General features: G+C 45.4%; 19 protein-coding genes. 5 read left to right on the forward strand and 14 right to left on the reverse strand.

The genetic code is table 11. The features are described from left to right. Positions 1-12: 12 nt before the first annotated feature. Positions 13-825: a glycogen/starch synthase gene (locus ONT08_RS15885; protein WP_118200680.1), complete on the reverse strand. Its 813-nt coding sequence runs from the start codon at positions 823-825 to the stop codon at positions 13-15. Positions 826-999: 174 nt separating this feature from the next. On the opposite strand from ONT08_RS15885, the gene panC reads away from it, so the two are divergent. Both panC and panD read left to right on the forward strand, forming a co-directional pair. Then, a complete protein-coding gene (gene panC / locus ONT08_RS15890; protein ID WP_022120920.1) occupies positions 1,000-1,851 on the forward strand; it encodes a pantoate--beta-alanine ligase in 852 nt (283 codons plus the stop codon). Positions 1,852-1,911: 60 nt separating this feature from the next. Continuing rightward, positions 1,912-2,256: an aspartate 1-decarboxylase gene (panD, locus tag ONT08_RS15895; RefSeq protein WP_117692769.1), complete on the forward strand. Its 345-nt coding sequence runs from the start codon at positions 1,912-1,914 to the stop codon at positions 2,254-2,256. Between the two features lie 251 nt (positions 2,257-2,507). Here panD and ONT08_RS15900 read toward each other — a convergent pair whose 3' ends face one another. After that, on the reverse strand, positions 2,508-5,963 hold the full coding sequence (locus tag ONT08_RS15900) for an AAA family ATPase (RefSeq protein WP_264960431.1): 3,456 nt from the start codon (positions 5,961-5,963) through the stop codon (positions 2,508-2,510). Further along, positions 5,960-7,306 carry an exonuclease SbcCD subunit D gene (locus ONT08_RS15905; RefSeq protein ID WP_264960432.1) on the reverse strand — a complete coding sequence of 449 codons (1,347 nt, stop codon included), beginning with the start codon at positions 7,304-7,306 and terminating at the stop codon, positions 5,960-5,962. Before ONT08_RS15905 ends, ONT08_RS15900 begins: the two co-directional genes overlap by 4 nt. A 504-nt stretch (positions 7,307-7,810) precedes the next feature. Between ONT08_RS15905 and ONT08_RS15910 the strand changes: the two genes are divergently transcribed. Then, a complete protein-coding gene (locus ONT08_RS15910; protein ID WP_234563753.1) occupies positions 7,811-8,449 on the forward strand; it encodes an HU family DNA-binding protein in 639 nt (212 codons plus the stop codon). A gap of 578 nt (positions 8,450-9,027) precedes the next feature. Here ONT08_RS15910 and ONT08_RS15915 read toward each other — a convergent pair. After that, positions 9,028-9,357, reverse strand: a complete 330-nt coding sequence (locus ONT08_RS15915) for a hypothetical protein (protein ID WP_264960433.1) — start codon at positions 9,355-9,357, stop codon at positions 9,028-9,030. A 372-nt stretch (positions 9,358-9,729) separates the two neighbouring features. Between ONT08_RS15915 and ONT08_RS15920 the strand changes: the two genes are divergently transcribed. Further along, the gene (locus ONT08_RS15920; RefSeq protein ID WP_264960434.1) at positions 9,730-13,062 is read left to right on the forward strand and encodes a helicase-related protein; all 3,333 of its coding nucleotides are present in this window, start codon (positions 9,730-9,732) and stop codon (positions 13,060-13,062) included. A gap of 47 nt (positions 13,063-13,109) precedes the next feature. Next, positions 13,110-16,415, forward strand: coding sequence for an Eco57I restriction-modification methylase domain-containing protein (locus ONT08_RS15925; RefSeq protein ID WP_264960435.1), 3,306 nt, complete (start codon positions 13,110-13,112; stop codon positions 16,413-16,415). A 246-nt stretch (positions 16,416-16,661) separates the two neighbouring features. On the opposite strand, the gene ONT08_RS15930 is transcribed toward ONT08_RS15925, so the two are convergent. The 10 genes from ONT08_RS15930 to pheS form a co-directional block, all read right to left on the reverse strand. Next, positions 16,662-16,784 carry a hypothetical protein gene (locus tag ONT08_RS15930; protein ID WP_264960436.1) on the reverse strand — a complete coding sequence of 41 codons (123 nt, stop codon included), beginning with the start codon at positions 16,782-16,784 and terminating at the stop codon, positions 16,662-16,664. Between the two features lie 12 nt (positions 16,785-16,796). Beyond that, positions 16,797-17,126 carry a type II toxin-antitoxin system RelE/ParE family toxin gene (locus ONT08_RS15935; protein WP_117692777.1) on the reverse strand — a complete coding sequence of 110 codons (330 nt, stop codon included), beginning with the start codon at positions 17,124-17,126 and terminating at the stop codon, positions 16,797-16,799. Then, a complete protein-coding gene (locus ONT08_RS15940) occupies positions 17,114-17,401 on the reverse strand; it encodes a hypothetical protein (protein WP_264911934.1) in 288 nt (95 codons plus the stop codon). Before ONT08_RS15940 ends, ONT08_RS15935 begins: the two co-directional genes overlap by 13 nt. Before the next feature lie 203 nt (positions 17,402-17,604). Continuing rightward, on the reverse strand, positions 17,605-18,372 hold the full coding sequence (locus ONT08_RS15945) for a HesA/MoeB/ThiF family protein (RefSeq protein ID WP_264960437.1): 768 nt from the start codon (positions 18,370-18,372) through the stop codon (positions 17,605-17,607). A gap of 186 nt (positions 18,373-18,558) precedes the next feature. After that, entirely contained in the window at positions 18,559-18,984 is a 426-nt protein-coding gene (locus ONT08_RS15950; RefSeq protein WP_022120280.1) for a biotin/lipoyl-containing protein, read from the reverse strand. Positions 18,985-18,994: 10 nt separating this feature from the next. Then, positions 18,995-19,144: a hypothetical protein gene (locus tag ONT08_RS15955; protein WP_176425588.1), complete on the reverse strand. Its 150-nt coding sequence runs from the start codon at positions 19,142-19,144 to the stop codon at positions 18,995-18,997. A 24-nt stretch (positions 19,145-19,168) separates the two neighbouring features. Further along, complete coding sequence (locus ONT08_RS15960; RefSeq protein ID WP_117586267.1) at positions 19,169-20,734, reverse strand: acyl-CoA carboxylase subunit beta; 1,566 nt, start codon at positions 20,732-20,734, stop codon at positions 19,169-19,171. Between the two features lie 177 nt (positions 20,735-20,911). Beyond that, on the reverse strand, positions 20,912-23,323 hold the full coding sequence (locus tag ONT08_RS15965; RefSeq protein WP_118140723.1) for a TonB-dependent receptor: 2,412 nt from the start codon (positions 23,321-23,323) through the stop codon (positions 20,912-20,914). 812 nt (positions 23,324-24,135) lie between these two features. Next, entirely contained in the window at positions 24,136-24,687 is a 552-nt protein-coding gene (locus ONT08_RS15970) for a DUF3332 domain-containing protein (protein ID WP_371833717.1), read from the reverse strand. Between the two features lie 32 nt (positions 24,688-24,719). Continuing rightward, on the reverse strand, positions 24,720-25,760 hold the full coding sequence (pheS, locus tag ONT08_RS15975) for a phenylalanine--tRNA ligase subunit alpha (RefSeq protein WP_117586270.1): 1,041 nt from the start codon (positions 25,758-25,760) through the stop codon (positions 24,720-24,722). Positions 25,761-25,859 lie beyond the last annotated feature (99 nt).

Here is a 25,859-nt window from a genome sequence, read left to right on the forward strand (position 1 = left end):
GTTGTCGGAATTTTATTCTGCGTCAGGACAAACCTTGTTGATGAAGTCTGTGTATGGCTCCTGGATATCTTCTCCCGGATAAGCCAGTACAGGTTTGTTCTTCTCCTTCGCATAATCAAAGAGAATCTGGTTAGCTTCTTCTTCACCTTCTACCACACCGTCGCTATAGTCGATGGCGAGTTTGCCGAGCTCAATGAAGTCGAAGTCGTCCTGATAGCCGTCGAGCAGTTCAGACTTGGCATCGCGGAAGGCAACGCAACGTTTGAAGTTGGTACCCAGTTCACCCTTGAGTTCGTTGGTATAGAGAGCGGTAATTACCTTTGATTCTGCAAATGAAGGCTCTTCGCTGTAGGCTGTCTTTACATAGAATGGTACTACTGCGCTAGCCCAACCCTGGCAGACGATTACGTCAGGCTGCCAGCGGAGTTTCTTTACGGTTTCCAATACACCACGTGCAAAGAAGATAGCTCTTTCGCCGTTGTCGGCATATTCCTTTCCGTTTTCATCGGTGCCCATCTGACGGCTCTTGAAATAGTCATCATTATCGATGAAATAAATCTGCTGTCGTGTTGTTGGTATAGATGCAACCTTGATGATCAGCGGATGGTCTGTATCATCGATGATAAGGTTCATACCAGACAGGCGAATGACCTCGTGCAATTGTCCGCGACGTTCGTTGATGGTGCCCCACTTAGGCATGAAGGTGCGGATCTCAAAACCTGCTTCCTGCATCTTCTGAGGCAGTTCGCGTCCCATGATTGACATGTGAGACTCGGCTACGTATGGGTCGATCTCCTGATTGATAAATAATACTTTTTTTGCCATAAAATTTAAATTTTATTCTTACGAATTACGTGCAAAGGTACAAAAAAAACTTCAAATAGGGGCATTTTTTCTCCGAAATTCATTATTTTCGGCAATAATTCGCATATTTTTAGGTTTTTTCTTTCTCATTTGAGAAAAAAGTTGTTATTTTGCACCCGAAAACAGATTATGACGATGAAAGTATTCAATAAGATTGTTGACCTCCAGAACGAACTCTTCATGTGTCGTAAGGAGGGAAAGGAAATCGGCCTTGTGCCAACTATGGGTGCGCTGCATGAGGGTCACGCCTCTCTTGTTAAGCGCAGTGTGAAGGAAAATGGCGTGACTGTGGTTTCTGTGTTCCTGAATCCTACACAGTTTAATGATCAGGGTGACTTGGATCGCTATCCTCGTACCCTCGATGCTGACTGCAAGCTCTTGGAGGCTTGTGGTGCTGACTATGTGTTTGCACCATCGGTGAAGGAGATGTATCCTACACCAGATACACGCCACTTTGAGTTTCCACCTGTTTCTACCGTGATGGAGGGTGCCAAGCGCCCGGGTCATTTCAATGGTGTATGTCAGGTAGTGAGCCGTCTTTTCTATATCGTTCGACCAACCCGTGCTTATTTCGGTGAGAAGGATTGGCAGCAGATTGCTGTCATCAAGCAGCTCGTGAAGTACATCAACAGCGATGTGCAGATTGTGGAGTGTCCTATTGTCCGTGATGAGGATGGTTTGGCTAAGAGCAGCCGTAATACTTTGCTAGCTCCTGATGAGCGTGCCATTGCGCCAAACATCTATAAGGCCCTGAAGGAGAGTGTGGAGTATGCCAAGACTCATACCGTACAGGAAACTCACGATAAGGTGGTTGCCGACATCAATGCTGTAGAGGGTCTGGAGGTAGAGTATTTCCAGATTGTGGATGGCGACAGCCTGCAGGATGTTTCTTCATGGGAGGATAGTGCATACGTGGTAGGTTGCATCACCGTTTATTGCGGTAAGACTCCTATCCGTCTCATCGACCATATCAAGTATAAAGGATAATTCCTCGATAGATATTCTTTATTAAGTTTAATCCGTAACAGATCAAGTAATAACAGAACAATGCAGATAGAAGTATTGAAGAGTAAGCTCCATTGTGTGACCGTAACTGAGGCTAACCTGAATTATATGGGTAGCATCACCATCGATGAGGACTTGATGGACGCTGCTAATCTGATAGCAGGCGAGAAGGTTCAGATTGTAGACAACAACAATGGTGAGCGCTTGGAGACCTATATTATCAAGGGTGAGCGTGGCAGCGGTTGTATCTGCCTGAATGGTGCTGCAGCCCGCAAGGTGCAGGTGGGCGATACCGTCATCATCATCGCTTATGCCCTGATGGACTTTGAGGAGGCTAAGACCTTCAAGCCTACCGTGGTTTTCCCAAAAGAAGGAAATAAGGTTTAAATATCGTATGATGATATAGAATTGTATAAAGAATGATTATCTCGTATGATAAAATAAAGAATATGCGTTCCTGTGGATAGATGAATCCGTAGGAACGCATATTTGTTTTGTGACGATAAACTTGCGTTTCGGTGTGGCGAAATAGCGGTAAGCCACATCGATGGTGATGCCCTGTTCACGGATGGATAATGTATGTGTACCCTATATATAATGGTGTAATTACTATTTTATGAAGGTGTAATTACGATGGGTTAAGGATAGATCTCGATATGGCTGCTGCCGGAGTTGCCATTCTTGATAATCCTTATCTGAGTGGTGATGCGCTCGCTCATCGTGTCGGTATGACTGATGACGCCCACCTTCTTGCCTTGCGAACTTTGCAGCATGGCGAGGGAGTCGATGACGGTGGCTAGGGTATCGGGGTCGAGGGTTCCGAAGCCTTCATCGATGAACAGGTTCTCGAAGGAGATGTTGCGGGAAGACAATGCCGACAGGCCCAAGGCGAGACCCAGACTCACGATGAAGGTTTCGCCACCTGATAGGGAGGTGGTGTCTCGGATATCGTCGGCACGGTCGTGGTCGATGAGTCGGATGCCCAGCGAATGCTTTACCTGCTGCAGTTCGTAACGGCTGTTGAACTTTTTGATTTCCTGGTTGGCGTGCGCTATCAGGAAACTGAGCGTATAGCATTGGGCTATCTTGCGCAGCGTCTTGCCGTCTGCTCCGATGGCATCTGTGATGGCTGTCCAGTCGTCCTTTTCCTGTGTTACGAGATTCAGAGCCTCAGCCTTGTCGCCCAACAGTTTTACGGCTTCCTGATGGTTCTGCATCCTGGCGTTGGCAGCAATCAGTTCGTTGCGCTGGCTTCTTTCCTGATACTCCTGCTGAATGGCTAAGAGAGCATCACGGGTTTGGGCAGGCTGATGTTCCATGTGCTGCTGATGCGCCTTTTCTGCACTCTGGTAAAGAGCAGTTGTTGAAGCCACGGCTTTCTCCTTTTCGTCCTTTTCCCGTCGGATAGCATTCCAGTCTTCGGCAGAGTGAAGCATCTCTCGGATGATATTTCGGTTGATAAGGCTTGGTTCGATACTTCTTTCCTCGATGCCTTCCTCTTCGGAGACTTTTCCTTCGATACTCTTTTCTTCAAGCTGCTTGTTATATTCCTCAATCCAAAGGTCGAGTTCCTTTTCCTTCTCTTGCAGATTCTCTTTCATCGTTTTGTTCTGAGACAGCATGGTTTGATGCGAACCTTTACTGTTGGCGAGTTCAGCCTTCAGTTTGTTAATATTCTCGTTCTGAGTATCAGCTGCTTTCGTTGCCTCATCCTTTGCTGCTGTCAGTCTTTGTTCAGCCGCGTCTGGTTCTTCGCCATTCAGAATTTGCTTATATTTCTCCTGCCATTCCTCCATTTCCTTCTTGGTACTATTCCATGTCTGATGGGCTTTCCCGTAAGCCTCCTCCTTACTCTTCTGCTGTGAGGTGAGGTTGGTTGTAAGTGCTTTTTGGTCAGCTAGTTTTGTTGCGCAGGTTGAAGTGTTTTCTTGGGCTTTGTTCTGTATAGTAGAAGCCTTGCTTTCATACGCAGCTTCATCCTTTACAGCCTTATCCTTGAGTTGGGTCAGCCGTTCTATCTCTTTCTGAATCTTGTTAAAGAGGCTCAGTTTGCTGCTCGCATCTTTCGCCTTGTTTTCATAGATAGGCAAGAGCGATTTCAGTTCTGCCTCTGCCTTCGGAATCTTTGGATACTGGGCGATGAGCGCCTTCCAATCCTCTTCGTAAGTTGCGATTTCACCCGAGAGCTTTTCCTGTTGTTTCTGGAGCGTCTGTACTTCGCCGTCGTTCTGTTTTCTCTCGCCGGAAAGATCCTTCTCCTGTTTCTGCTGCAGTTTCAGCAGATCCTCCTTGACTTTCAGAAGTTGCGAGAGTTCCGTGGTGGCTTCCTCAAACTGTCTGTTGTCGGTATGATAAGGATGGGTCGTGCTGCCACAGAGCGGACAAGGTTTGCCTTCGGTCAGGTTGGCACGATGAATCTCCCATTTCTCACTCACCATGAGGGTATAGGCATTTCTCAGCGTCAGGGTCTCTTGGGTCAGCGCCTCGATGGTTAATTTGCCCAGCGCCTCATCTATCTCTGCGTTTCTCTTGCCCAAGACCAGGATGCGCTCCTCATTCTTCTGCTTTTCTGTTGTGGCAGTATCGAGATGAGCCACAACCTTGATGGCTTGCTGGACATCCTGCAGTTTCTTTTCGGCTGCCGATTTATGGCTCTGCAGTTCCTCTATATTCTGTCCGGCAGTCTTATTTCTTTCCTTCTCCCAAGCCTGTTCAGCGGCTTGCGTCGCTTCGTGCAGAACCTGTTTCTGCTTGGCAATCTCTTCTTGTGTCGTTTTGAGGGCAAGGTTCGCTTTCTCCGTTTCAGCTTCCCATTTTTGGATGTTTCGGGCGTTTTCCTCCACGTCTTTCTGGGCAGATTGATTCTCTTTCTGAGCCAACTCTAATGCCTCTTTCTTTTCTTTCAGATTCGGCATAGCCGCTTCCATTTTTGTTTTCAGCGCCCTTGCTTCAGCGATGACCGGCAGCGCCTTTTCCTGCTGTTCCTGTGCCTTGCTTACTGCTTCCTTCAGACTGGCGAGAGCTTTCTCGCTTTCGCTGATGGCAGACTCTTGACTTTTGATGTTTCCTTCCGCTTTCAGGATGTTTTCTTCCTGTTCGTGGATGCTTTGCGTCTGTCGCTCTACTTCCTGCAGCTGGTTGACGGCTGGCTGTACTTCATCGTGCAGCTGCAGATGGAGAATCTGGGCTTGCATCGCTTTAATGGCATCTGCTGCTTGTTTCATATCTGACTGGCAGATAGCGATTTGTTTGATTTGCTTATCGTTTTCCTTAAACCATTGCAGGTCTTTCGAGATGGCTTGCAACTGGCTGTCGAGTTCCTTCTCAGCCTTTTCCAGGCGGTCGATTTCCTCCTTCAGTTGGGTAAGTTCTTCATCGTTCAGCAGGTTCTGTTTTACGGCTTCCACCGATGCTGCCATCTGGTTGTAGGCATCCGTCGCCTGGTCTTTCGCCTTCTTGATTTCAGTAGCGATGTTCGTATAAGTTTCCTCACATCCGATGAGTTTTTCCAGGAGTTCGTACCGCTCGTTTTCCTTCGCCGTCAGGAAGTTGGCAAACGAGCCTTGGGCGATGAGTACGGTACGGAGAAACTGGTCGTAGTCGAGTCCGATGATGTTCGGCAGCTCATTCCAGTCGGCAGCTTCCTCTGTTATCTCTTCTCCGTTTCTCGTGATTTTATAAAGCGCAGTCTTGGCGTTCTCGTAGCGCACCCTTTGGAATCTGACGTGCCATTCTGCGCGGTAGATGCTGCCGTTGTTGGCAAGGAAGGTGAGTTTGCTGTAGCCCTCTTTCTTGCCACGTGTCAGGATGTTTCTACTGTCGGTAGGTGCCAGACGGTTGTTTTCGCTGGCATCGGCAGCTCCGAAAATCTCGATGCTCTGGTTCTTGTCTCCTTTCTTCCTGGGGTAGCGAGGGGCGCGGTTGTAGAGAGCCAGACAGATAGCATCGAGTAGGGTAGACTTGCCACTTCCCGTCGGCCCTACGATGCTGAAGATGGTGCTCTCGCCTAAGGCACCTTCTTCAAAGTTGATGACCTCGCCTCCCTGTTTGTCAAGCGAAGCGAGGTTGAGTATTTCGAGTTGTAGGAATTTCATAATGATGATGTCGTTAATAAATCGGATAACATTTTCTCCTGTCTTTCGTTCATCGGAGCGTTGTGTCTGATGGCGAAGGCTTCCTTCAGCGTATCGAGCGGAGGACGGTTGATGATGTCTTCTATGCTGGTGATGTGCTGGGAACCCTGGATGGTGGAGAGGTCCAGTTGTGGGATGATGCGCTGGATTTTGCAGAGCACGGCATCCTTTTCGTTGACGAGTTTCTCCAGTTCCTTGATGTCATCGCTGGTCAGTTTCTCCTGTTTCACTTTCAGCATCACGTAGTCGAAATGGTCGCTCAGTTCGCCGTCTGTTCTCTCTGAGAGTTCAGAATTGATGAGCTTCTGCCATTTCTTGAAGGTCAGCTCATCCTCATCTTCGGGCAGGATGCGGAGGGCGTGCTGAGGCTTGTATTCCAGGAAATCTACTTTCCATTCCTTGCTCTTGCCGGTTTCCTTTCCTTCCTCCTCTTCTCCGTGTTCTATGGTGATGAGGTCGATGCCGTGAGTGTAGTCTTTCTCGGCAAACGACATCGGGAGGATACTTCCCGTGTATCTTGCCCAGTCGGTGTTCCAGATATGTTGCCGTTTGTGGATGTGTCCGCAAGTCATATAGTCAGGATGGTCGTTCCATCCTTCCAGGTCCACTTCCTCCTGTCCGCCGATGATGATTTTCTCGCTCGCATCCTTTTTGGCGATATCCGAACCCTTGGCGTACATGTGTGCCATCATGATGCACTTCCTGCCCGGGTATTTCTGTCGAGCCTCAGCCGTCAGTTCTCTCAGAAAGTCGTTGACTCCCTGCGAGTAACTGGCGTTCTGCACCACATCGCTTCTTAGGAAAGGTACGGCGAGGATGATGACTTCTTCTCCTGCCTCGTTGGTTACGGGGATGATGAGGTCATCGAAGGAATAGATCCAATGTCCGCCGGTCTCATTGTTTCCTGCTTTCATTCCATTCTCCTCTTCTCCATTTCCGTCATTTCTGCTTTCTCCCTGCTGCCAGATTTTCCTTACGTTTCCTCTTATTTCCACGTGGTATCGGGTGAGCAGCGGACGGGGAGCCTCCAGTCGGCTGGCGGAATCGTGGTTGCCGGCGGTAATGATGACCTGCATGTTCGGGCACAGTTGGGTAGCATCGGCAAGAAACTCGTAATAAACGGTCTGTGCCGCTGCCGATGGATTTCCGTTATCAAAGATGTCTCCTGCGATGAGGAGAGCATCAGGTTTTTGTTCAGCGATTTGTTCCAGGAGCCATTTCAGGAAATGCTTGTGTTCTGGCAGACGGTCGTTGCCGTGAAACAGGTTGCCCAGGTGCCAGTCGCTGGTTGCTAATATCTTCATACTCATAAGAATGTCTAATCTTAGTCTTTTGCTTTGTCATTGGCTTGCAATCCTTTGACCTTTGGTTTGCAATCCTTTGACCTTTGGTTTGCAATCCTTTAGTCTTTGGTTTGCAATCCTTTAGTCTTTGGTTTGCAATCTGACTACAAAGTTAATACAATTATTTGGGATACGCAAAGAAATAAGCTCAAAAAACGAAGAATTATGGCCGGAAAAGTAAAGATATTCAGGAAAAGTCTTGTTTTATATCTGATAAAGTTGTATCTTTGCATAGTAGAAATCTTCGTTCATAAACATTGAATGTCCGTTCAGTGTCTTTGAACGGCGGTTCATAAACTTTGAATGTCGGTTCAGTGTCTATGAACGGAGATTTCTCCTAGGATTAAATACTTTTCTTCCTAGGTTTGTGGTCTTTTCTTCTTAAGTATAACAATAAATACTATAGGATGTAAAGGCTGTTGCAATAAGAAATACTAATAAACTAAAATAGGAAAGGAAACTGATATGGCTAAGTACAAATTGCAGGAAATGGGGGATATGCGCTATGATGGCAAGCGCAGAGTTTATCCCAAGATGGTGACCAACCGTACTCTATCCCGAAAAGAGTTCGTCAAGATGATGCAGAACTACCATCGCGGTATTTCGGAAAGTACCACGGAGGCTGTATTGACCGATGTGGTTGATATGCTGACAGACATGCTCTCCATGGGTTACAACGTGAATCTGGAAGGTTTCGGCACCTTCTCCCTCTCCCTCGCTTTCGAGGATGAGAAGCCTAGGGAAATTCTGAATCCAGATGATAAGATGACGTACCGCAAGGTGGGAGTGAAAGACATCAACTTCAAGGCGTCTCCTGAGTTTATCAAGGAGGTGAAGCGTGAAACCGACCGTGACCTGGAGCGTGATATGGGTGGTGTAAAGGTTATCCGTAAGCAGCTCTATTCCAAGGAAGAGCGCATCGCCCGAGCCCTGGAGGTGATAGAGAAGAACGGAGTCCTCACCCTAGGCGATTATGCCTCCATCAACAACCTGAGCCGTACTGCTGCCTCTATGGAACTGAAGGAGCTGACAAATGACAAGACTTCGCCGATAGATTCACTAGGCCGCGGCAGCCATAAGGTTTGGGTGAAGAGGAAAGAATAAAATACTAGAGTGTGGCAATAGGTGGCAATAGGTGATAATAAAAAATGCCCTTATTGCCACGCTTAAAACGCTAAATACCAGAGTGTTATCAGGAAGTGTGGCAATAGTGACATTAGTTTAGAGAAAAAAGATTTTTTCTTTATATAAAAAAATGACTCGCTTGCAGTTCTAATGGGATGCAAACGAGTTCTGTTGCTGCAAAGATACAAAGATTCTTTGATAAAACAAACTTTTTGAAAAGAAAAATCACAAAAAGTAGCTTCATTTATATAATTGAAGGGCATTTGCCGAAGGTGAGTCAAGTTTCGCATGTGGTTCAAGCACGGGCTGAAGCCCCAAAGCTCCTAGCCACCACACGCCCTGAACCAACGGTCACCGGCGCGTAGCGGAAAGGTAAAGGGTAGAAGCTCCTAGCCCAGGGCAACACCCCTGGGTATTAGGGTGTTGTAACCCTGCGCCCTGTAAGGGCAAAAGCCTTGAATATATGCTGCTTTATAACCAATTTTATTTGGGATTTGCAAGAAACTATTTCTCTTTTAAATCATTTGCCGACTTTTCGAAATCAGCTTTGATTTCATCTAATAGTGGATTTCTGTTTTAGCATAAATGTCAATGCCATCATATTGTTTTGCTCTTTCGAGCATCTCCTCTTTATGTTTTAGGAGTTGTTTAAACTTTCTGATGTTTTCCTCCTTTGTATTGTTCTTTGTTGCTTGCATAATAACCTCCTTTTTAATGTTATTGTTATTAATTTGGTGGCAAAGATAAGAAAAGTAAATGAGATATGCAAGAAAAAAGACCCAAAATTTTGTGAACCCAATTCTTTTTCGTACTTTTGCAGTTGTCTTGCCGTGGATGGCTGGCGATGAGTCGCTGGCTAGGTAAAAATCCATGGCTTGGCCTATCATAATTAAGAAAGACGTGTACTACGTTTTCTTCTGATTCGATTGAAACCTAGGAAATTTCAAAAGAGGCATTCAGATGAAGACAGCGGTAGGCGCCTTCGCTTTATGTGTGTATGTACACAGGCATAGGTGTGCCCTTTCCATTCGTTTGGATAGGGTACATCCTGTGCTATTATATATGCAAGTTTGGCGTAGGTTTCTGTTGCTTCTTACTCTTGTTGCCAAAGGTTTTCCTAGGACCTCAATCGAGCAAGGGTAATGCGAGTGATAGATTCCCTACGCCATTTCTGTTTTGGTAGCAACTATACAAACTAACAAGAATGTTTCTGCTTAGGGGAATGGCGGAAGTGCTAATACCCCTAGGAGATACAACAGATGAGCACTAAGTTTTTCAATAATACTCCAGATAATTCCTTGTTCGAGAAGTTCAAGGGAATAGCCCACAACATGCTTGATTTTCATACCTTTCAGGCAGTAGTAGGATATTTCCGAAGTTCGGGCTATTTCAAACTTCGTGAGGAATTTGAACAGGTAAAAAAGATACAGATATTGGTAGGTATCAATATCGACAACCTATTCCGTAAGCAATCCAAACTCTTTTTCGGACAGATTGATGAACAAGCCGTCATCGATGCCTATTCTCACGATTTCGTTGAGGAGGTGAAGAATGCAGGCTATGATGAGCAGACGGAGAGAGGTATCCTTCAGTTTTGCCAGGACATCATCGACAAAAAACTGGAGATGCGTATCCATCGAAGCAAAAACCTCCATGCCAAATTCTATCTTCTTCTCCCGGAAAACCATAATCCAAACTCTGATGGCTGGGTTATCATGGGGTCCTCTAATCTATCCGATTCCGGTATGGGAACCATGCCTAGCAACCAGTATGAGTTGAACGTGGCGATGAAAGATTATGATGATGTGGAATATTGCAAGCAGGAATTTGAGCAGCTTTGGGAGCAGGCCGTTCCTCTGAATCTGCAAGACATCGAACAGATGAAGGCGAAGACTCATCTTGCCCAGTTGCCTACACCATACGAACTCTACATGAAGGTGCTGATAGATACTTTCGGTTCGCAGGTGGAGGATGACTTTACGATGGAAATGCCTGAGGGTGTGAAGGATATCCGCTATCAGCACGATGCCGTGATTCAGGGTTATCAGATGCTGATGCAGCACAATGGCTTCTTCCTTGCCGATGTGGTGGGTTTGGGTAAGACCATTGTTGCCACGATGATTGCCAAGCGATTTGTAGAAGCAAATGGAAGATACACCAATATCCTGGTGGTTTATCCGCCAGCCTTGGAAAAGAACTGGACTGATACTTTCAAGCTTTTCGGTATCAAGCGCTACGCCCAGTTTGTGAGCAATGGCAGTCTGAATAAAATCATAGAGGGCGAGGGCAACTTCCGTGAAAAGGGAGAGTATGACCTGGTGATTGTTGATGAGGCGCATAACTTCCGTGGAGCCACCGCTGGCAGATACGATGATTTGCAGTTAATCTGCAAGACTCCTCGCATAAACGAAGGTTTGGTAAAAGGCCATCACAAGAAGGTGATGCTGCTTTCGGCTACTCCGCTCAATAATCGTCCAACCGATCTTCTGAATCTCTTGCTTCTCTTCCAGAATGCCCGCTATTCCACCATCGAAGGCATCCAGAATCTGCCTGTAACCTTCTCTCCATGGATAGAAGAATATGATAAGCTGATGCGTGAGCGTAAGTTAGACAAGAAGAACGAAAGAAATGCAGAATTTGCCAAGCGTACCGATGACCTCTACGAGAAGATAAGAACGCAAGTGATTGATAAGGTGACGGTTAGACGAACTAGAAACAATATCAAGAATGTGCCTGCCTACAAGAAAGATTTGGATGACCAGCACATCGTATTCCCGGATATTCTGCCTCCTAACGAATTGATGTATGAATTAAATGGCGGTTTGAACGATCTCTTCTATAGTACGATGGCGATTCTTACCGATACGCCTCATCCCGAAGATAATCCCACAGGCAAGGGCTTGCACTATGCCCGCTATCGTGCCGTGGAGTTCTTGCAGGGCGAGGCGCGCAAGAAGTATCCTACTGCCCTTCATATTTCCACCATGCTGACAGGTATCTATCGTGTTCACATGGTCAAGCGATTGGAGAGCAGTTTCTATGCCTTCCGCCGTTCGCTCCACACCTTCCTCCGCATTACCGAGGATATGATTAAGATGTTTGACCAGAACAAGGTGAATATTGCTCCCGATATCAACGTGAAGGATAAGCAAGCCAAGGGCTGGGAACTGGACCGCATCATAGAATATGCCGTAGAAAAAGGATTGAAAGAGGAAGATACGGTCTTTAAAGGTGAGGATTTCAGCGAGCGGTTCCTGGAGATGCTGAAAGAAGATGCTGAGAATTTGAAGGCGCTTTGCAGAAAATGGGATGAGATAAGCGAAGACCCAAAGCTGGAACTGTTTATCGATAAACTGAAACATGAATTCTTTGATAAGGAGATAAATCCTACAGGCAAACTAGTCATCTTCTCAGAGAGCGTAGATACCGTGAATTATCTGACGGAGCAGCTGCAGAATCGTCTGCATCGTCACGACATTCTGGATGTCTGTGCCAGCAATCGTACCAACAGGCAGGATGTTCTCCGTAAGTGCTTTGATGCCAACTATGCCGAGCAATCGGATGAATTTAACATCGTGATTACTTCTGATGTGCTTGCCGAAGGTGTCAATCTGCATCGTGCCAACGTCATCATCAACTACGATTCGCCATGGAATGCTACCCGATTGATGCAGCGCATCGGTCGTGTCAACCGTATCGGTTCGGTGGCAGACAAGATATACAACTACATGTTCTATCCGTCGATGCAGGGCAACCAGGAGATTCATCTCTATAGCAACGCCCTCATCAAGTTGCAGGGCTTCCATTCAGCCTTTGGCGAGGATGCGCAGATTTACTCTAGAGAGGAAATTGTGAAAGAGTTCCAGATGTTTAATCCTGATATTCAGGATGCAGTGGATAGAAACCTGAAGTTCCTGGAAGAAGCCCGTGAACTTTATCGCACCCATCGCAAGCTCTACAACAGCATCAAGGCTTTGCCGATGAAGAGCCGAACGGTAAGGGAAATCGGAAAACATCCTCATTCTACCATCGTCTATCTTTCTTCGCCTCAGAAGGTGGAGTATTATTGGGTTAAGACTGACGGCAAGGCTTTGTCTATCCCATTCTTGGATGCGATGGACATCATGAAGGCTGAGATGGAGGAGAAGCCGGGTGACTTTGCAAAGGTGATGGATTTCCATTACGAGCAGGTGAAACTGGCATTGGAATCCTACCAGAAGGTGGTAAGAAAGGTGGTGGATGCCGAAAGCATGGAGAACAGGAAGAAAGATAAATCGACCAATGCCGTGCTGAGCATTCTCCGTACGATGAACCGAGCCTTGAATGCTGTGAATGCGGAGAAGACTGTGGCGCAAATCAAGAAGTTGGAGCAGATTGTGGAACTGGGTGTCTTCATCGGACTCAATTCCAGCATCAACAGTTTCAATCGCCAGGTAAAGAAGCAGAAACCATCCACCGAAGACCTCGTAGCGCAAATCATAGACAAGATAGATGAACTCTTTGATCGCTACAACATTCCGCTGGATACCGATGAGGAAAGAAACGAGGAAATCTTGGAACCGCAGATTGTGGTATCTGAGTCATTCATCTAAGTCTCTCTATATAATAAGGTGTAAGAACAGAAAAAATAAAGATAGTTATGGCAACATATAATAAAGAAACATTTAAGCGACTCTTTCAGTCGAAGTTCAATCTTTCAAAGTGGCAGATGTTGCTGCAGGATTACTTTCATGCCGACAAGGTGCGTGTGAATGCTGAGGTTTTGGACGAGGATGCCGAAGACCGCAAGGGATATTTCCTGGGCAGCATGACAACGCAAGATAATTATGAGTTAGGATTCTTCTATTATGAAATGGAGGATGGTTCGGTGCTGCGCCGCAAGGTGGGGCTTCGCAATCTGATTCGTCCTTATCTGGGCTATGGCTTTGATGCTGCCTTGGCGGTATTTAATGATGGAACCAACTGGCGTCTGTCTTTGATTTGCGACTTGAAGGAAGATGCTACTAGCACCAAGCGGTTCACCTATGTGTTTGGTGATGAGAAGGCGTATTATAAGACCCCTGTTTCGCGTTTTGTGGATTTACAGAAGAAGGCAAATGAGTTTTTGGAAATCAAGAAGGCCTTCTCTGTTGAGGCTCTTTCAGATGATTTCTTTGCTGCTTACCGCAAGCAGTATGCTGAATTTGTGAAGTTCCTCACAGGTAAGGAATACGTAAAGAAGGGAAACAAATGGGTGGAGCAGGAAACAGGAGAGCCAGATGTTCAATACTTTACATCCTTTAAGGAAGATGATAAACTGGTGCGCGATTATATCAAGAAGATGATGGGTCGTATCGTGTTCCTTTATTTCCTGCAGAGTAAGGGATGGCTTGCTGGCAATCTGCATTACATGCACGATTTGTTCTATGATGCCTCTGATGAGGTAAAGGAAGATTTCCTGGACAAGGTGCTTGAACCGATGTTCTTTGGCTTGCTCAATACCAAGCCAGAGGACCGAAGTAGTGCGCCTTTGGTTAACGGAGTAGGGGTGAAGTATATTCCGAATGCCGATGAAATTCCTTATCTTAATGGTGGACTTTTCCAGCAGGAGAAGATAGATGAAGTAGAATCAGTTTTCCCTGCCGGAATGTTCCAGTCGCTTTTTGATTTCTTTGATAGTTACAACTTTACGATTGATGAGAACGATCCGAATGATGCCGAGGTGGGAGTTGATCCGGAGATGCTTGGCAAGATTTTCGAGAATCTTTTGGAGGACAACAAGGACAAGGGAGCCTTCTATACCCCAAAGGAAATCGTTCGTTACATGTGTCAGGAGTCGTTGACGGCGTATCTGCAAACTGGCATAGATGGTGCAGAGGTTAAGGAACATATTGCTAACTTTGTGAAAACTAATGATGTGGAGGAGCTGGGTGGAGCTTCTTCAGAACTTGCCATGTCTATCGACCGGAAGTTGATAAACGTGAAGATTTGTGACCCTGCCATCGGTTCGGGAGCTTTCCCTATGGGCTTACTCCGTGAACTCTATGCATGCCGCAAGTCTCTCGAAATCTTCGAGGAGGATAATGCTGCCGACATCAAGCGCCATATCATTCAGAACAACATTTATGGTGTTGATATAGAGAAGGGAGCCGTAGATATCGCCCGTCTCCGTTTCTGGCTTGCTCTTATCATCGATGAAAAGGAGCCGATGCCTTTGCCTAATCTCGACTTTAAGATTATGCAGGGCAACTCGTTGCTGGAGAGTTATAAAGGGGTAGACTTGGATGTTACTTCCAAGAAGCTGAAGACAGGTAAGGATACCAAGAAAACTCGTGGTGTTCTCTCGTTGGGTTTTGAGGAAACAGATGTACAGAAAATCATCCAGGATTTAGTAAAATCATATTTTAGTATCACCGATCATACCTTGCGTGCTCAGCGTCGCCAGCAAATAGATAAGTATGTGAAGGATTACATCAAGGTTTGTGCCGAGGGAAACCATGAAGTGCAGGATGCTGTAGATGAATTGGAGATTCCAAATGACCAGTTCTTCCTTTGGCATACATATTTTGCGGATGTATTCGAGCAGGGCGGATTTGATATTGTGATTGGTAATCCGCCGTATGTTGAAGCGAAGAAATTAAAGAATATTGCTAGTACTTTGAAAAAGGATTATACTGTGTATAGTGGTACTGCGGATTTGAGTATATACTTTATAGAACATGGTATGAATTTGTTGGCAAAAGATGGAATCCTTAGTTACATAACAACTAACAAGTTCTTTTATACAGGCTACGGAAAAGCAGTTAGAAAATTTCTGGTGGGTAATCTGATTAATGCTCTTATTAATTTTGAACAGGTCGAGGTATTTGAGAATATTCTGGTTTCAAGTGTTGTTATTAATGTTCGTAAATCATTGCCTGTTACGAATAATAGATTCGTGTATGAGCGATTTTATAAATTGGATGCGAAGCAATTTCGTATGGAATTTGCTGAAAAGCTAGAACTCTTTGGTTTCTATCCACAGGAGTTCTTAGATGAAAATGAATGGTCTTTTTCAGATGTGGCAGGGCTTCTTTTAAAACGCAAAATAGAAAAGGATAGCTATAGTCTTGCTTCTTTAAAAGGAGTGAACATTTATCGTGGTGTTACCACTGGCTATAATCCTGCTTTCATTATTACTGATGAGCAAAAAGATAGTCTCATAGCTCAAGATGCAAGAAACAAAGAGGTAATCAAGAATATGCTTCAAGGAAGAAATATAAGAAAATGGTATTATAATGAGAGTGATGAAAATTTACTCTTTTTGCCATGGCATTTCCCATTACATGAAGATATGGAGTTAAAAGGGGCTTCTGAAAAAGCAGAGTCTCTTTTGAAAGAAGATTTTCCTGCGATTTATCAGCATTTACTTATTCATAAAGAGGCTTTGTTGGATAGAAATCAAGAAGAAACTGGAAAACGTTATGAATGGTATGCTTTACAAAGATGTGCTGCTAGTTATTATCCTGAATTTGAAAAAAATGAAAAGGTAATTTGGGGCTTAACAGCAAACAACTGGGCTTTTGCTTATGATGATAAGCAACACTATTTGCCAAGTAATGGCTATATTTTGACCTCTACAGATATTCCTATAAGATATTTGTTGGGATGGCTAAATAGTAAATTGATGCACCATTATTTTCATTATATAGGTGTTATGACTGCTGGTGGTGCATATACTCTGAAAGCGGCTACAATATCTGCATTGCCTTTTAAAATACCTGAGGAATATATGGCTATTGAAGAAAAGGTAGATGCCATCTTGATGGTAAAAAATAAAGATAAACAAGCCGACACCACCGCTTGGGAGAATCAAATCGACTTCCTCGTCTATCATCTCTATGGCTTGACCTATGATGAAGTGTTGATTGTTGACCCAGAGACTCCAATCTCTCGTGAGGAGTATGAGGCATATAAAGAGGAATAAAGACGGAATTTGGAAGTGAGATTGGTTTATTACGAGATTGATATTCTATATTTAGTTCTAGCGCCCCCGTGAAACGCGGGGTCGCTAGAATCCTATTCCGAGTGTCAGAGCTGGGGAAAATATATTATAGGTGGAACTCTTTTTAAAGCTTTTGCCCAGAAAGAATCTTTATCCCCGAAGAGCATTATAGGTTAAATTCCATTCTTTGTCAAGAACAGCGATTTCAGCTTCTTCTTGCAGTTCTTTCTAAAATCTTCTATATTGATAGAACGCTTCCAATCTTCTAGCCACGGCTTCTTCTTCATTAGCCGGATGCCAGTCAATAGGAGTCGGCTGCTCTTCTTGTAATGTATATCTTTTCTCCTTCATAAGCTTTTTCCTTTATAGTTTTCTTTTGAATTGTCTAATCAGATATCTAGGGCTTCTTCTCATATCCCATAAATCTACGAAAATGACGAGGTCGTTGGCTTCGTCGTAGCGATAGATAATCTTCCAATTCTCCTTGATAATCGCACTATGGTAAGGGCGGTGGAATCGCTTAAGCAATGGCTCTTTGGGTGAAGAAAGAGGATGTTTGCAAAGTCTGTTTATTATTGCTTGCAAGCTTTCGTCAAATCTTTGAACGCAAAGTCGACCAAAGTTTTGATAACTATAGTCGGTTGTTTCTTTATAAATTTGAAGAAAGCTATTGCGTAGTGTTACTTTAGCCATGTTCGTTCTTCGTTTAGTTTATTGAAAAACTCTTCTACACTATAGCTAATGCCTGTCCTTTCATACTCCGCCTCAATAGCTTCTATCCTAGCCATGGCTTCTTCTTCATTAGCCGGATGCCAGCCAACAGGAATCTTGTTCCAGTCAATATCTTCTTCTGCACATTCATCCTCGGGAAGTGCTATGGCGGCATTTCCGTGATAGGCTGGTGCTGGCTCTGCTGCGAAAGCTGCATCTTTCTGTTCTTCTGGCAATGTATATCTTTTCTCTTTCATAAGCTTGCGTATTTTATCTGCTGCAAATTTACGATTATTATCTGAATCATGCAAGAAAAATGGGAGAAATGTTTTTAAAGTATCTTATAATCAAGGTTTTTGCTCTTTATTGGGCTTGGGACGGTTCTACAAAAAAAGTCACAATATCCGGCAGATGGTGCTGAGTATTGTGACTTTACTTTCTTGTTATACAAATCTTTTCTTCATTCTTGCTTCTGTTTCCTGGTCCCACAGATTTCGCAGGATGCACGCTTCTTTACCTTGATGGTGCGGAAGTTCATCGTCTTGGCGTCGAAGGTGAGCAATCGGTCGGTAAGCAGATCGCCTACACCGAGGAAGTACTTCAAAGCCTCTGCTGCCTGGATGGTTCCGAGCATTCCGGCGATGGCACCCAAAACGCCTGCCTGGCTACTGGTAGGAACAGCGCCTGCTGGAGGTGGCTCCTTGAAGAAGCAACGGTAACATGCTGTGCCTGGGAGATGGGTAAAGGTCTGTCCCTGGAATCTCAGGATGCCGCCATGCGAGAATGCCTTGTCCAGGCGCACGCAGGCATCATTGATGAGGAACTTCACCGGGAAGTTATCGGTGCAATCGATGATGAAATCCCATGGCTTGATGATTTCCTCGGCATTGTCTGAGGCGAGGAAGGTATGGTAGGTTTTTACCTCCACATCAGGATTGATGGCAATCATCTTCTCCTTGGCGCTTTTCACCTTAGGGGTGTTCAAGTCCTTGGTCTGGTGAATGACTTGTCGTTGCAGGTTGCTGAGGTCAACCACATCGGCATCTACGATACCGATATGTCCCACGCCAGCCGCAGCGAGGTAGAGGGCAACTGGGGAACCCAATCCTCCGGCACCAATGATGAGCACCTTGGCATTGAGGAGCTTTTCCTGCCCCTCGAGGCCTACATCCTGAAGGAGGATGTGGCGGCTGTATCTTTCTATCTGTTCTTCTGTTAAATCTATCATTTTATAGTACTTTATGTCTTTTTTCTTTAGTAAAAAAAATACTTTGTATAGCAGTTTATGCTCATACAGCAGTATAGAAAAAGGTCGCAAACAATTAACAGCTTGCGACCTTTGATATTCTTTATAAGAACCCGAATTATAATCCCGATTCTGGAAGTATAATTCTCTCATTCTCAAATTCTTGATTTACTCGATAACTACGAGTGCATCCTCTTCGAGCACAGCCTGACCAGGCTTAACGCAGATAGCTGTAACCTTGCCATCCTTCTCTGCCTCGATGTTGTTCTGCATCTTCATAGCCTCGAGAACGACAACAGTATCACCTGCCTTTACCTCCTGACCAACAGCTACCTCGATGCTGGTGATAGTACCAGGGAGAGGAGCCTTTACAGCATTGGCTGTATTTACGTTGGCAGCTGGAGTAGCCTCAGCATCATCAGATGCTGCAGCTGGCTGACCAAGCACAACCTTCTTCTTCTCTGGCTCAGCCTCCTGTTCCATCTCAACCTTGTAAGCTTCGCCATTCACGTTCACGCTTGCGATGTTACCCTCAACAGCGTCAATCTGAACCTTGTATTCTTTTCCGTCAATTGTATATTTAAACTCTTTCATTTCTATTACATTATGGTTTAGCTGTTAAACTCAAGAACTTGGCGTTCCACATCGTCTGACGTGGCTTGATAGTGATGATGCCAGGCTCCTTGTCGTGTACGTTATTGCCCTGATACTCATAGAGTGCCATGGCAATCGCAGCATAAATATTCTTATCCATTTATTCTAATGTTTAATTATATCATTACATTGGCATACAGCCATGCTTCTTAGCTGGCAAGCTCTGACGCTTGGTAGCGAGCTGAGCCAAACCACGGCAGATGCGGAAACGGGTGTTACGTGGCTCGATGACGTCATCGATGTAACCATACTGAGCTGCCTGATATGGATTAGCAAACTTGTCAGTATACTCCTGCTCCTTCTCAGCCAGGAATGCCTTTACATCCTCGCCAGCTTCCTTCTTAGCCTTAGCTTCCTTACCACAGAGAACGGCAACGGCACCGCTGGCACCCATTACAGCAATCTCTGAAGATGGCCAAGCGAAGTTCAGGTCGGCACGCAACTGCTTGCAACCCATCACGATGTGGCTACCACCATAGCTCTTACGCAATGTGATAGTAATCTTTGGCACGGTAGCCTCGCCGTAAGCGTAGAGCAACTGTGCACCGTGGAGGATGACAGCGTTGTACTCCTGACCTGTACCTGGCAAGAATCCTGGTACGTCTACGAGAGATACGATAGGAATATTGAAGGCATCGCAGAAACGAACGAAGCGTGCTGCCTTGCGGCTAGCGTTTACATCGAGTACACCTGCGTAAGCTGATGGCTGGTTGGCTACGATACCAACGCTCTGACCATTGAAGCGGGCGAAACCAGTGATGATGTTCTTGGCGAACTTAGGCTGAACCTCGAAGAACTCACCGTTATCGGTTACTGCACCAATCACCTTATACATATCGTAAGCCTGGTTTGGATCGTCTGGGATAATCTCGTTCAGAGTATCGTCCATACGGTCGATTGGGTCTGTGCACTCAACGCGTGGAGCTTCTTCTGTATTGTTGCTAGGGATGTAAGAGAGCAGGCTCTTGATCATCTCGATAGCCTCTTCCTCAGTCTTAGCAGCGAAGTGGGTTACACCACTCTTGGTTGCATGAACAGATGCACCACCGAGGTGCTCTGCATCGATGTCCTCACCGGTTACGGTCTTTACTACCTTAGGACCAGTCAGGAACATGTAAGAAGTCTGCTCCTTCATGATGATGAAGTCGGTCAAACCTGGAGAGTAAACAGCACCACCGGCGCAAGGGCCCATGATAGCAGAAATCTGTGGGATGACACCAGAAGCGAGGATGTTGCGCTCGAAGATCTCACCGTAACCAGCGAGGGCGCAGATACCTTCCTGAATGCGGGCACCACCTGAGTCGTTCATGCAGATAACAGGTGCACCCATAGTCATAGCCATATCCATTACCTTGCAGATTTTCTGTGCCATAGTCTCAGAGAGTGAACCACCATTTACGGTGAAGTCCTGAGCATATACGTAAACCAGACGGCCGGCTACAGTAGCGCTACCAGCTACTACACCATCACCGAGGTACTGCTTCTTCTCCATGCCAAAGTTAGTGCAACGATGCAACTTGAACATATCATACTCCTCGAAACTGCCAGCATCTACCAACATTTCGATACGCTCACGAGCGGTATATTTGCCACGTGCATGCTGCTTCTCGATGGCCTTCTCGCCACCGCCAAGACGAGCCTGTTCGCGCTTAGCGATCAGCTCCTTAATCTTTTCTACTTGTTTGCTCATAATTGATTATTATGTATTATTTCTTTATTCTTTATAGAATGGTTTCTTGAATCCATGGGATGAGCGGACGAACAATCATCGCATAATTCGGGCGCAAAGATACGAAAAAAACCGCAGATAGCGAACTATCTACGGTTAAATATTTAGAATAATGTAAAAAATCACTATTATTTGGTTCTAAAATTCCAAAAGAATACGGGCATTGAGCTGTCTGCCGGTAAGATAATTAGGTACGGCGTATTGTTGGCTGGTTACATCTGTCACCCAGTAATAGCTGTTTACGTTGTCTATGCCGAAGAGGTTGAGACAATCTACCCCCAGCATCACATTCTTCAGGAAGGTCTTCTTCTCACGGCGGCTGTTGTCGAGCAACTGATAGCTCATACCGATATCTGCACGGCGATAGGCGGTGGCACGGAAACTGTTGGTCTCCAGCTCTCTGTGGGGTGCTGCAAAAGGAAGGCCATCGGCAAAGGCGAGTTTCAAAGACATGCGCCATTTCTTGCTGCCAGGGAAATAATCGGTGAAGAAGAGGTTTACGGCATAGCGCTGGTCGGTAGGCAAAGGGATGCTCTTGCCACCCAGTTTCATCTTTGTATCCATGAGCGAAAGACTGAGCCAGGAATCTGTACCCGGAACAAATTCTCCGTAGAGTTTGAAATCGAGTCCTGCCGCATGACCGCTGCATTCGTTCTGTCCGTAATAAACAACCTTCACGTTGCTAACCGAATAAGGAACCAGATTGCTCAAAGCCTTGTAATAGGCTTCGGCAGAGAATTTATAGCGTTGGTCTCCTAGCTTGAACCTATAGTCGTAGCCGGCGATGAAGTGGATGCTTCGCTGACTCTTGATTTTCTCGTTCAGCGATGCGATGGTTATGCCGTTCACCGTAGATGTATCTCTCAATTCCTTGAAGAATGGAGCCTGATAATACAGACCTGCCGCAAAACGGAGAGTTGTATTCTCATGGTTGGCTGGTATGATGGCGAGCGACAGACGAGGACTCACGATGGTTTCTCTGTTGAAATTCCAATGACTCATTCTGATACCATAGTTCAGGGTGTAATGAGTCTGTCCGTTCCCGGTACTGTCGGCTGTTCCTCCCGAAAAACGGTAGGTGTCCTGGATGTAAGCCTCCATTCGGTTGGCATTCAGTTCGTTGCGAGCCTTCAGTGAATAAACCATATAGAGGTCTTTGCCATTGTGAGGAATACTGTATCCTGCAGAATCGCGCATCTCATATTCTACTGAATTCTCCTCGATATGTTCACGCTTCAGACTTACTGCGGCCTCCATCTGATGTTTCTTCACCTTGTGCTTGAGCATCAGCTTGGCACTCATCACGCGAGCCGTAAGATAGTTTCGGGCATGTTCGAAATAGGTACCTACACCCAGGTTTTCTGAGGTCTCGGTCTCATCGAGCCAATATTGTCCCTGAATGTCATATTTCTCCTGTTCCTTGGTATAGAAAGCACTGCCCAGAAGCGAGAGACTGGTGTTGGCTGTAAACTGTCGGGTAATGCCGAGTGTACCGAAGTAGGTGAGGAAACGGTCTTTCTCCTGACCGTCAAAATATACTCTGAAGCTCTTTACATTTTCCATTGTTCCGAACTTCGTTTCTCGGTCTTCCGGTTCGAAGTTGTAGTGATTATCAGAGATGTAGCCTATGAAGTCAAGCTTCCAGCGTTTGTTGGGCTGGTAACTCAGATAAGTCTGATAGTCCAGATAGTTTGGCTTGTATTCGCCTTTGGTTTCCATCGAACCGAGCAGGTAAGAGGTAGTTTTGTAGCGCACGCTGTTGAGCCATGAAAGTTTCTGGGTTCCCAGACCGATGTATGCGTCAGCACCCAGCAGACTGGCAGCCAGACTGCCTTCAACCACCGGCTTCTTGCTTTTTGCTTTCAGGGTTTTGTAGGTGATGTCGAGAGCCGAACTCATCTTGTCTCCGTATTTGGCAGCATATCCTCCGGTTGAGAAACCGATTTTATCTACCATATAAGGGTTGATGACGGAGAGGCCTTCCTGCTGTCCGCTGCGAACCAGGAATGGGCGGAATACTTCTACGTTGTTGATGTATACTGAGTTCTCATCGAAGGCTCCGCCACGCACATTGTATTGCGAAGAGAGTTCGTTGTGGGTACTCACGCCAGCCTGTTGCTGAACCAGACTTTCCACCCCATTTCCGTTGGCAGATGGCGTCATCTTCATGTCCTTAGTCTTCAGCTCCTGTATCTGGTCCGACTGTATTTTCTCTCCCTTGATATTCACCTCATCGAGGGTGGTGGATGCTTCGCGAAGTACCACCTGTAGGGTTTGTTTTCCTCGCGGTCTTCTCAGCACTTTTGTTTTTGTCTTGAAACCGATATATGAGAATTTGACTACCACGCTGTCTGCAGAATGCAGTTTGAGGCTATAGTCTCCCTTGAGCGAAGTAACGGCAGTCTTTCCTTGGCTAGCCACCGAAACGATGGCAAACTCCAGTGGCTGGTTGTTCTCGTCTACCACTTTGCCGTGAAGGGTAAACTCCTGCGCCATCATCTTTATGGTTGCGATGAGGCATATTGTGAGTATCAATAATCTATTTTTCATACTTTTATTAACGAGAAAAACTGAAAAATATTGTAGATGGTTGCAAGTTTTGATGAATGTCACTGGTTGTAATGCATTTGCGTCAGCCAGATTTGGCAGTCATGACGAGACCATAACTACATCAACCTTTATGATTGATGCAGCAAAGATACATTCTTTTCTGTTTCATAGCTATGCGATTTGTGACAATTGTGTGGATTCGGGAAATAAAGTTGGCAAAAATTATATTTTTATGCCTTCTCCTTCTTGAAATTCGAAGAAATATTTCCGAAGAATAGAAAATTATCTCCGAAGGATAAAATAATATCTCCGATAAATAGGAAAATATCTCCGAAGGATAAAATGATATCTCCGAAAGAGAATTGTCTCCTGATTATATATCCCGGCACAGATTGCTGCAGATGATTTTCTGTTGAATGCAGAACAGAATTTTGGATGTGATTTTTGGGAGGTGAAGGTGAAGGGTGTATTTTTAATCTTTATATTATATTCTTTTTTTTAGGGTTTTCCCGATTTTTGACCCTAGGGTCTTTTTCGGTTTTTACCCTAATCCTTCACGCGTATATATAAAAAAGAGTTTTCAAACCTTCACCCTTCAACTTTTTGGCGATTCTTTTGATGATCAGAGAGTTACGGGTGAAGGGTGGTGAAGGCACTTCTTTGCTTTCTTTAATCACTTTTTTGCATTTGGGCATTCTAAGGAGAGTTTGGTTGGGAACGGAGAAATATGAACTTGCTTAGGAAAAGAGAAAGGAGATTATAAAAAAGCCCGATAAAAGTCACTTTTATCGGGCTGGAATTGTTATGATTATTTACTTGTTAAATGCATAGAACAAACCATCATTCATAGCCATGCGGACCTGGTATAAACCATTGGCATCTGCTGGGACGTTGATCTTCTCGCCACTTGGCAAGCAAGCCTGGATGCTGCCATCCTCGTTGAAGCTGAAAAGCTCACGGATATCGCCATCCTTGCTGTATGACCAACTCTTGTGCTTCTTGTCGAACACAAAGTATGATTTCTCACCATCTGGGTCGGTAATCTCGTAGCCATTCTTCAATGTCTTGATGGCATACATGCGACCATCCTTACCCATTACGTCCTTAGTAGTTCCTACCTGGCCAATCACCTTGTTGCCTGTCCAGAACTCGATAGAGTTGAGAACGAGAAGGTCTGCAAATGAACATACTGCGTAAGCTGGAGAGATAAGCACGAAGATAATCTCGTTTACAAACTTGTTGTCTGTTGCTCTCTTGTTCCAGTCAAGTACGGAATTTGTCAGACCAAATGAGCCGATGCAAGAACTGAATGTCAAGGCGCCCAACAGGACTGCGATGACAGGTTTAGTTAAATTTTTCTTCATAGCCATAAATTAATTTATATGTTGAGTATCTTTTACTTCGCAGACTCAAACTCGCGCAAGAAACGAGTATCGTTCTCAGAGAAGAGACGAAGGTCGCTCACGCGATATTTCAAGTTGGTGATACGCTCAACACCCATACCGAAGGCATAACCCGTATAGACATTGCTGTCGATACCGCAAGCCTCAAGATCATGAGGGTCAACCATACCGCAACCTAAAATCTCAACCCATCCGGTATGCTTGCAGAAGTTGCAACCCTTACCGCCACAGATGTTGCAGGAGATATCCATCTCGGCACTAGGCTCTGTGAATGGGAAGTAGCTAGGACGGAGACGAATCTTGGTATCTGCACCAAACATCTCACGGGCAAAGGTAAGGAGCACCTGCTTGAGGTCGGTGAAACTTACATTCTTATCTACATAGAGACCTTCTACCTGATGGAAGAAACAGTGAGCGCGGGCGCTGATAGCTTCGTTACGGTAAACGCGGCCTGGGCAGAGCACACGGATAGGTGGCTCATGAGTTTCCATATAGTGAGCCTCGTCGTTAGATGTATGGCTGCGGAGGAGCACATTCTTGGTAACGTCGTCGCTGTTGGTCTTCTCTATAAAGAAGGTGTCCTGCATATCGCGGGCTGGGTGGTCGGCAGCAAAGTTGAGCATCGTAAATACGTGCTTGTCGTCATCTACCTCAGGACCCTGGAAAAGGGTAAAGCCCATGCGAGCGAAAATGTCGATAATCTGATTCTTCACTACGGTCAGTGGATGGCGGGTTCCGAGTGCTACAGGGTAGGCGGTACGGGTCAAGTCGATATCATCGCTTGATGCCTCGGCTTCTTCCATCTGCTCCTTCAGTCCGTTGATCTTCTCAAGGGCTGCGTTCTTCAGTTCGTTGATTTTTACACCAACCTCTTTCTTTTGGTCGGCTGGCACTGTGCGGAAGTCGGCCATGAGGGCATTAATCTCGCCCTTCTTGCTCAGATACTTGATTCGAAGCTGTTCTACTTCTTCTGCGTTTTGGGCAGTCAAAGTGCTCACTTCTTTCAAGAGTTCGTCTATTTTTTCTAATAACATATCTATATTTTTATCTTTTTTGACTGCAAAGATAACATTTTTTGCTTAAAAGATGAAATAATTCAAAAGAAAGTTGTACTTTTGCATGGAAAATTTGAG

This window comes from Segatella copri (assembly GCF_026015465.1).
GTDB classification, from domain to species: Bacteria; Bacteroidota; Bacteroidia; order Bacteroidales; family Bacteroidaceae; genus Prevotella; species Prevotella copri_E.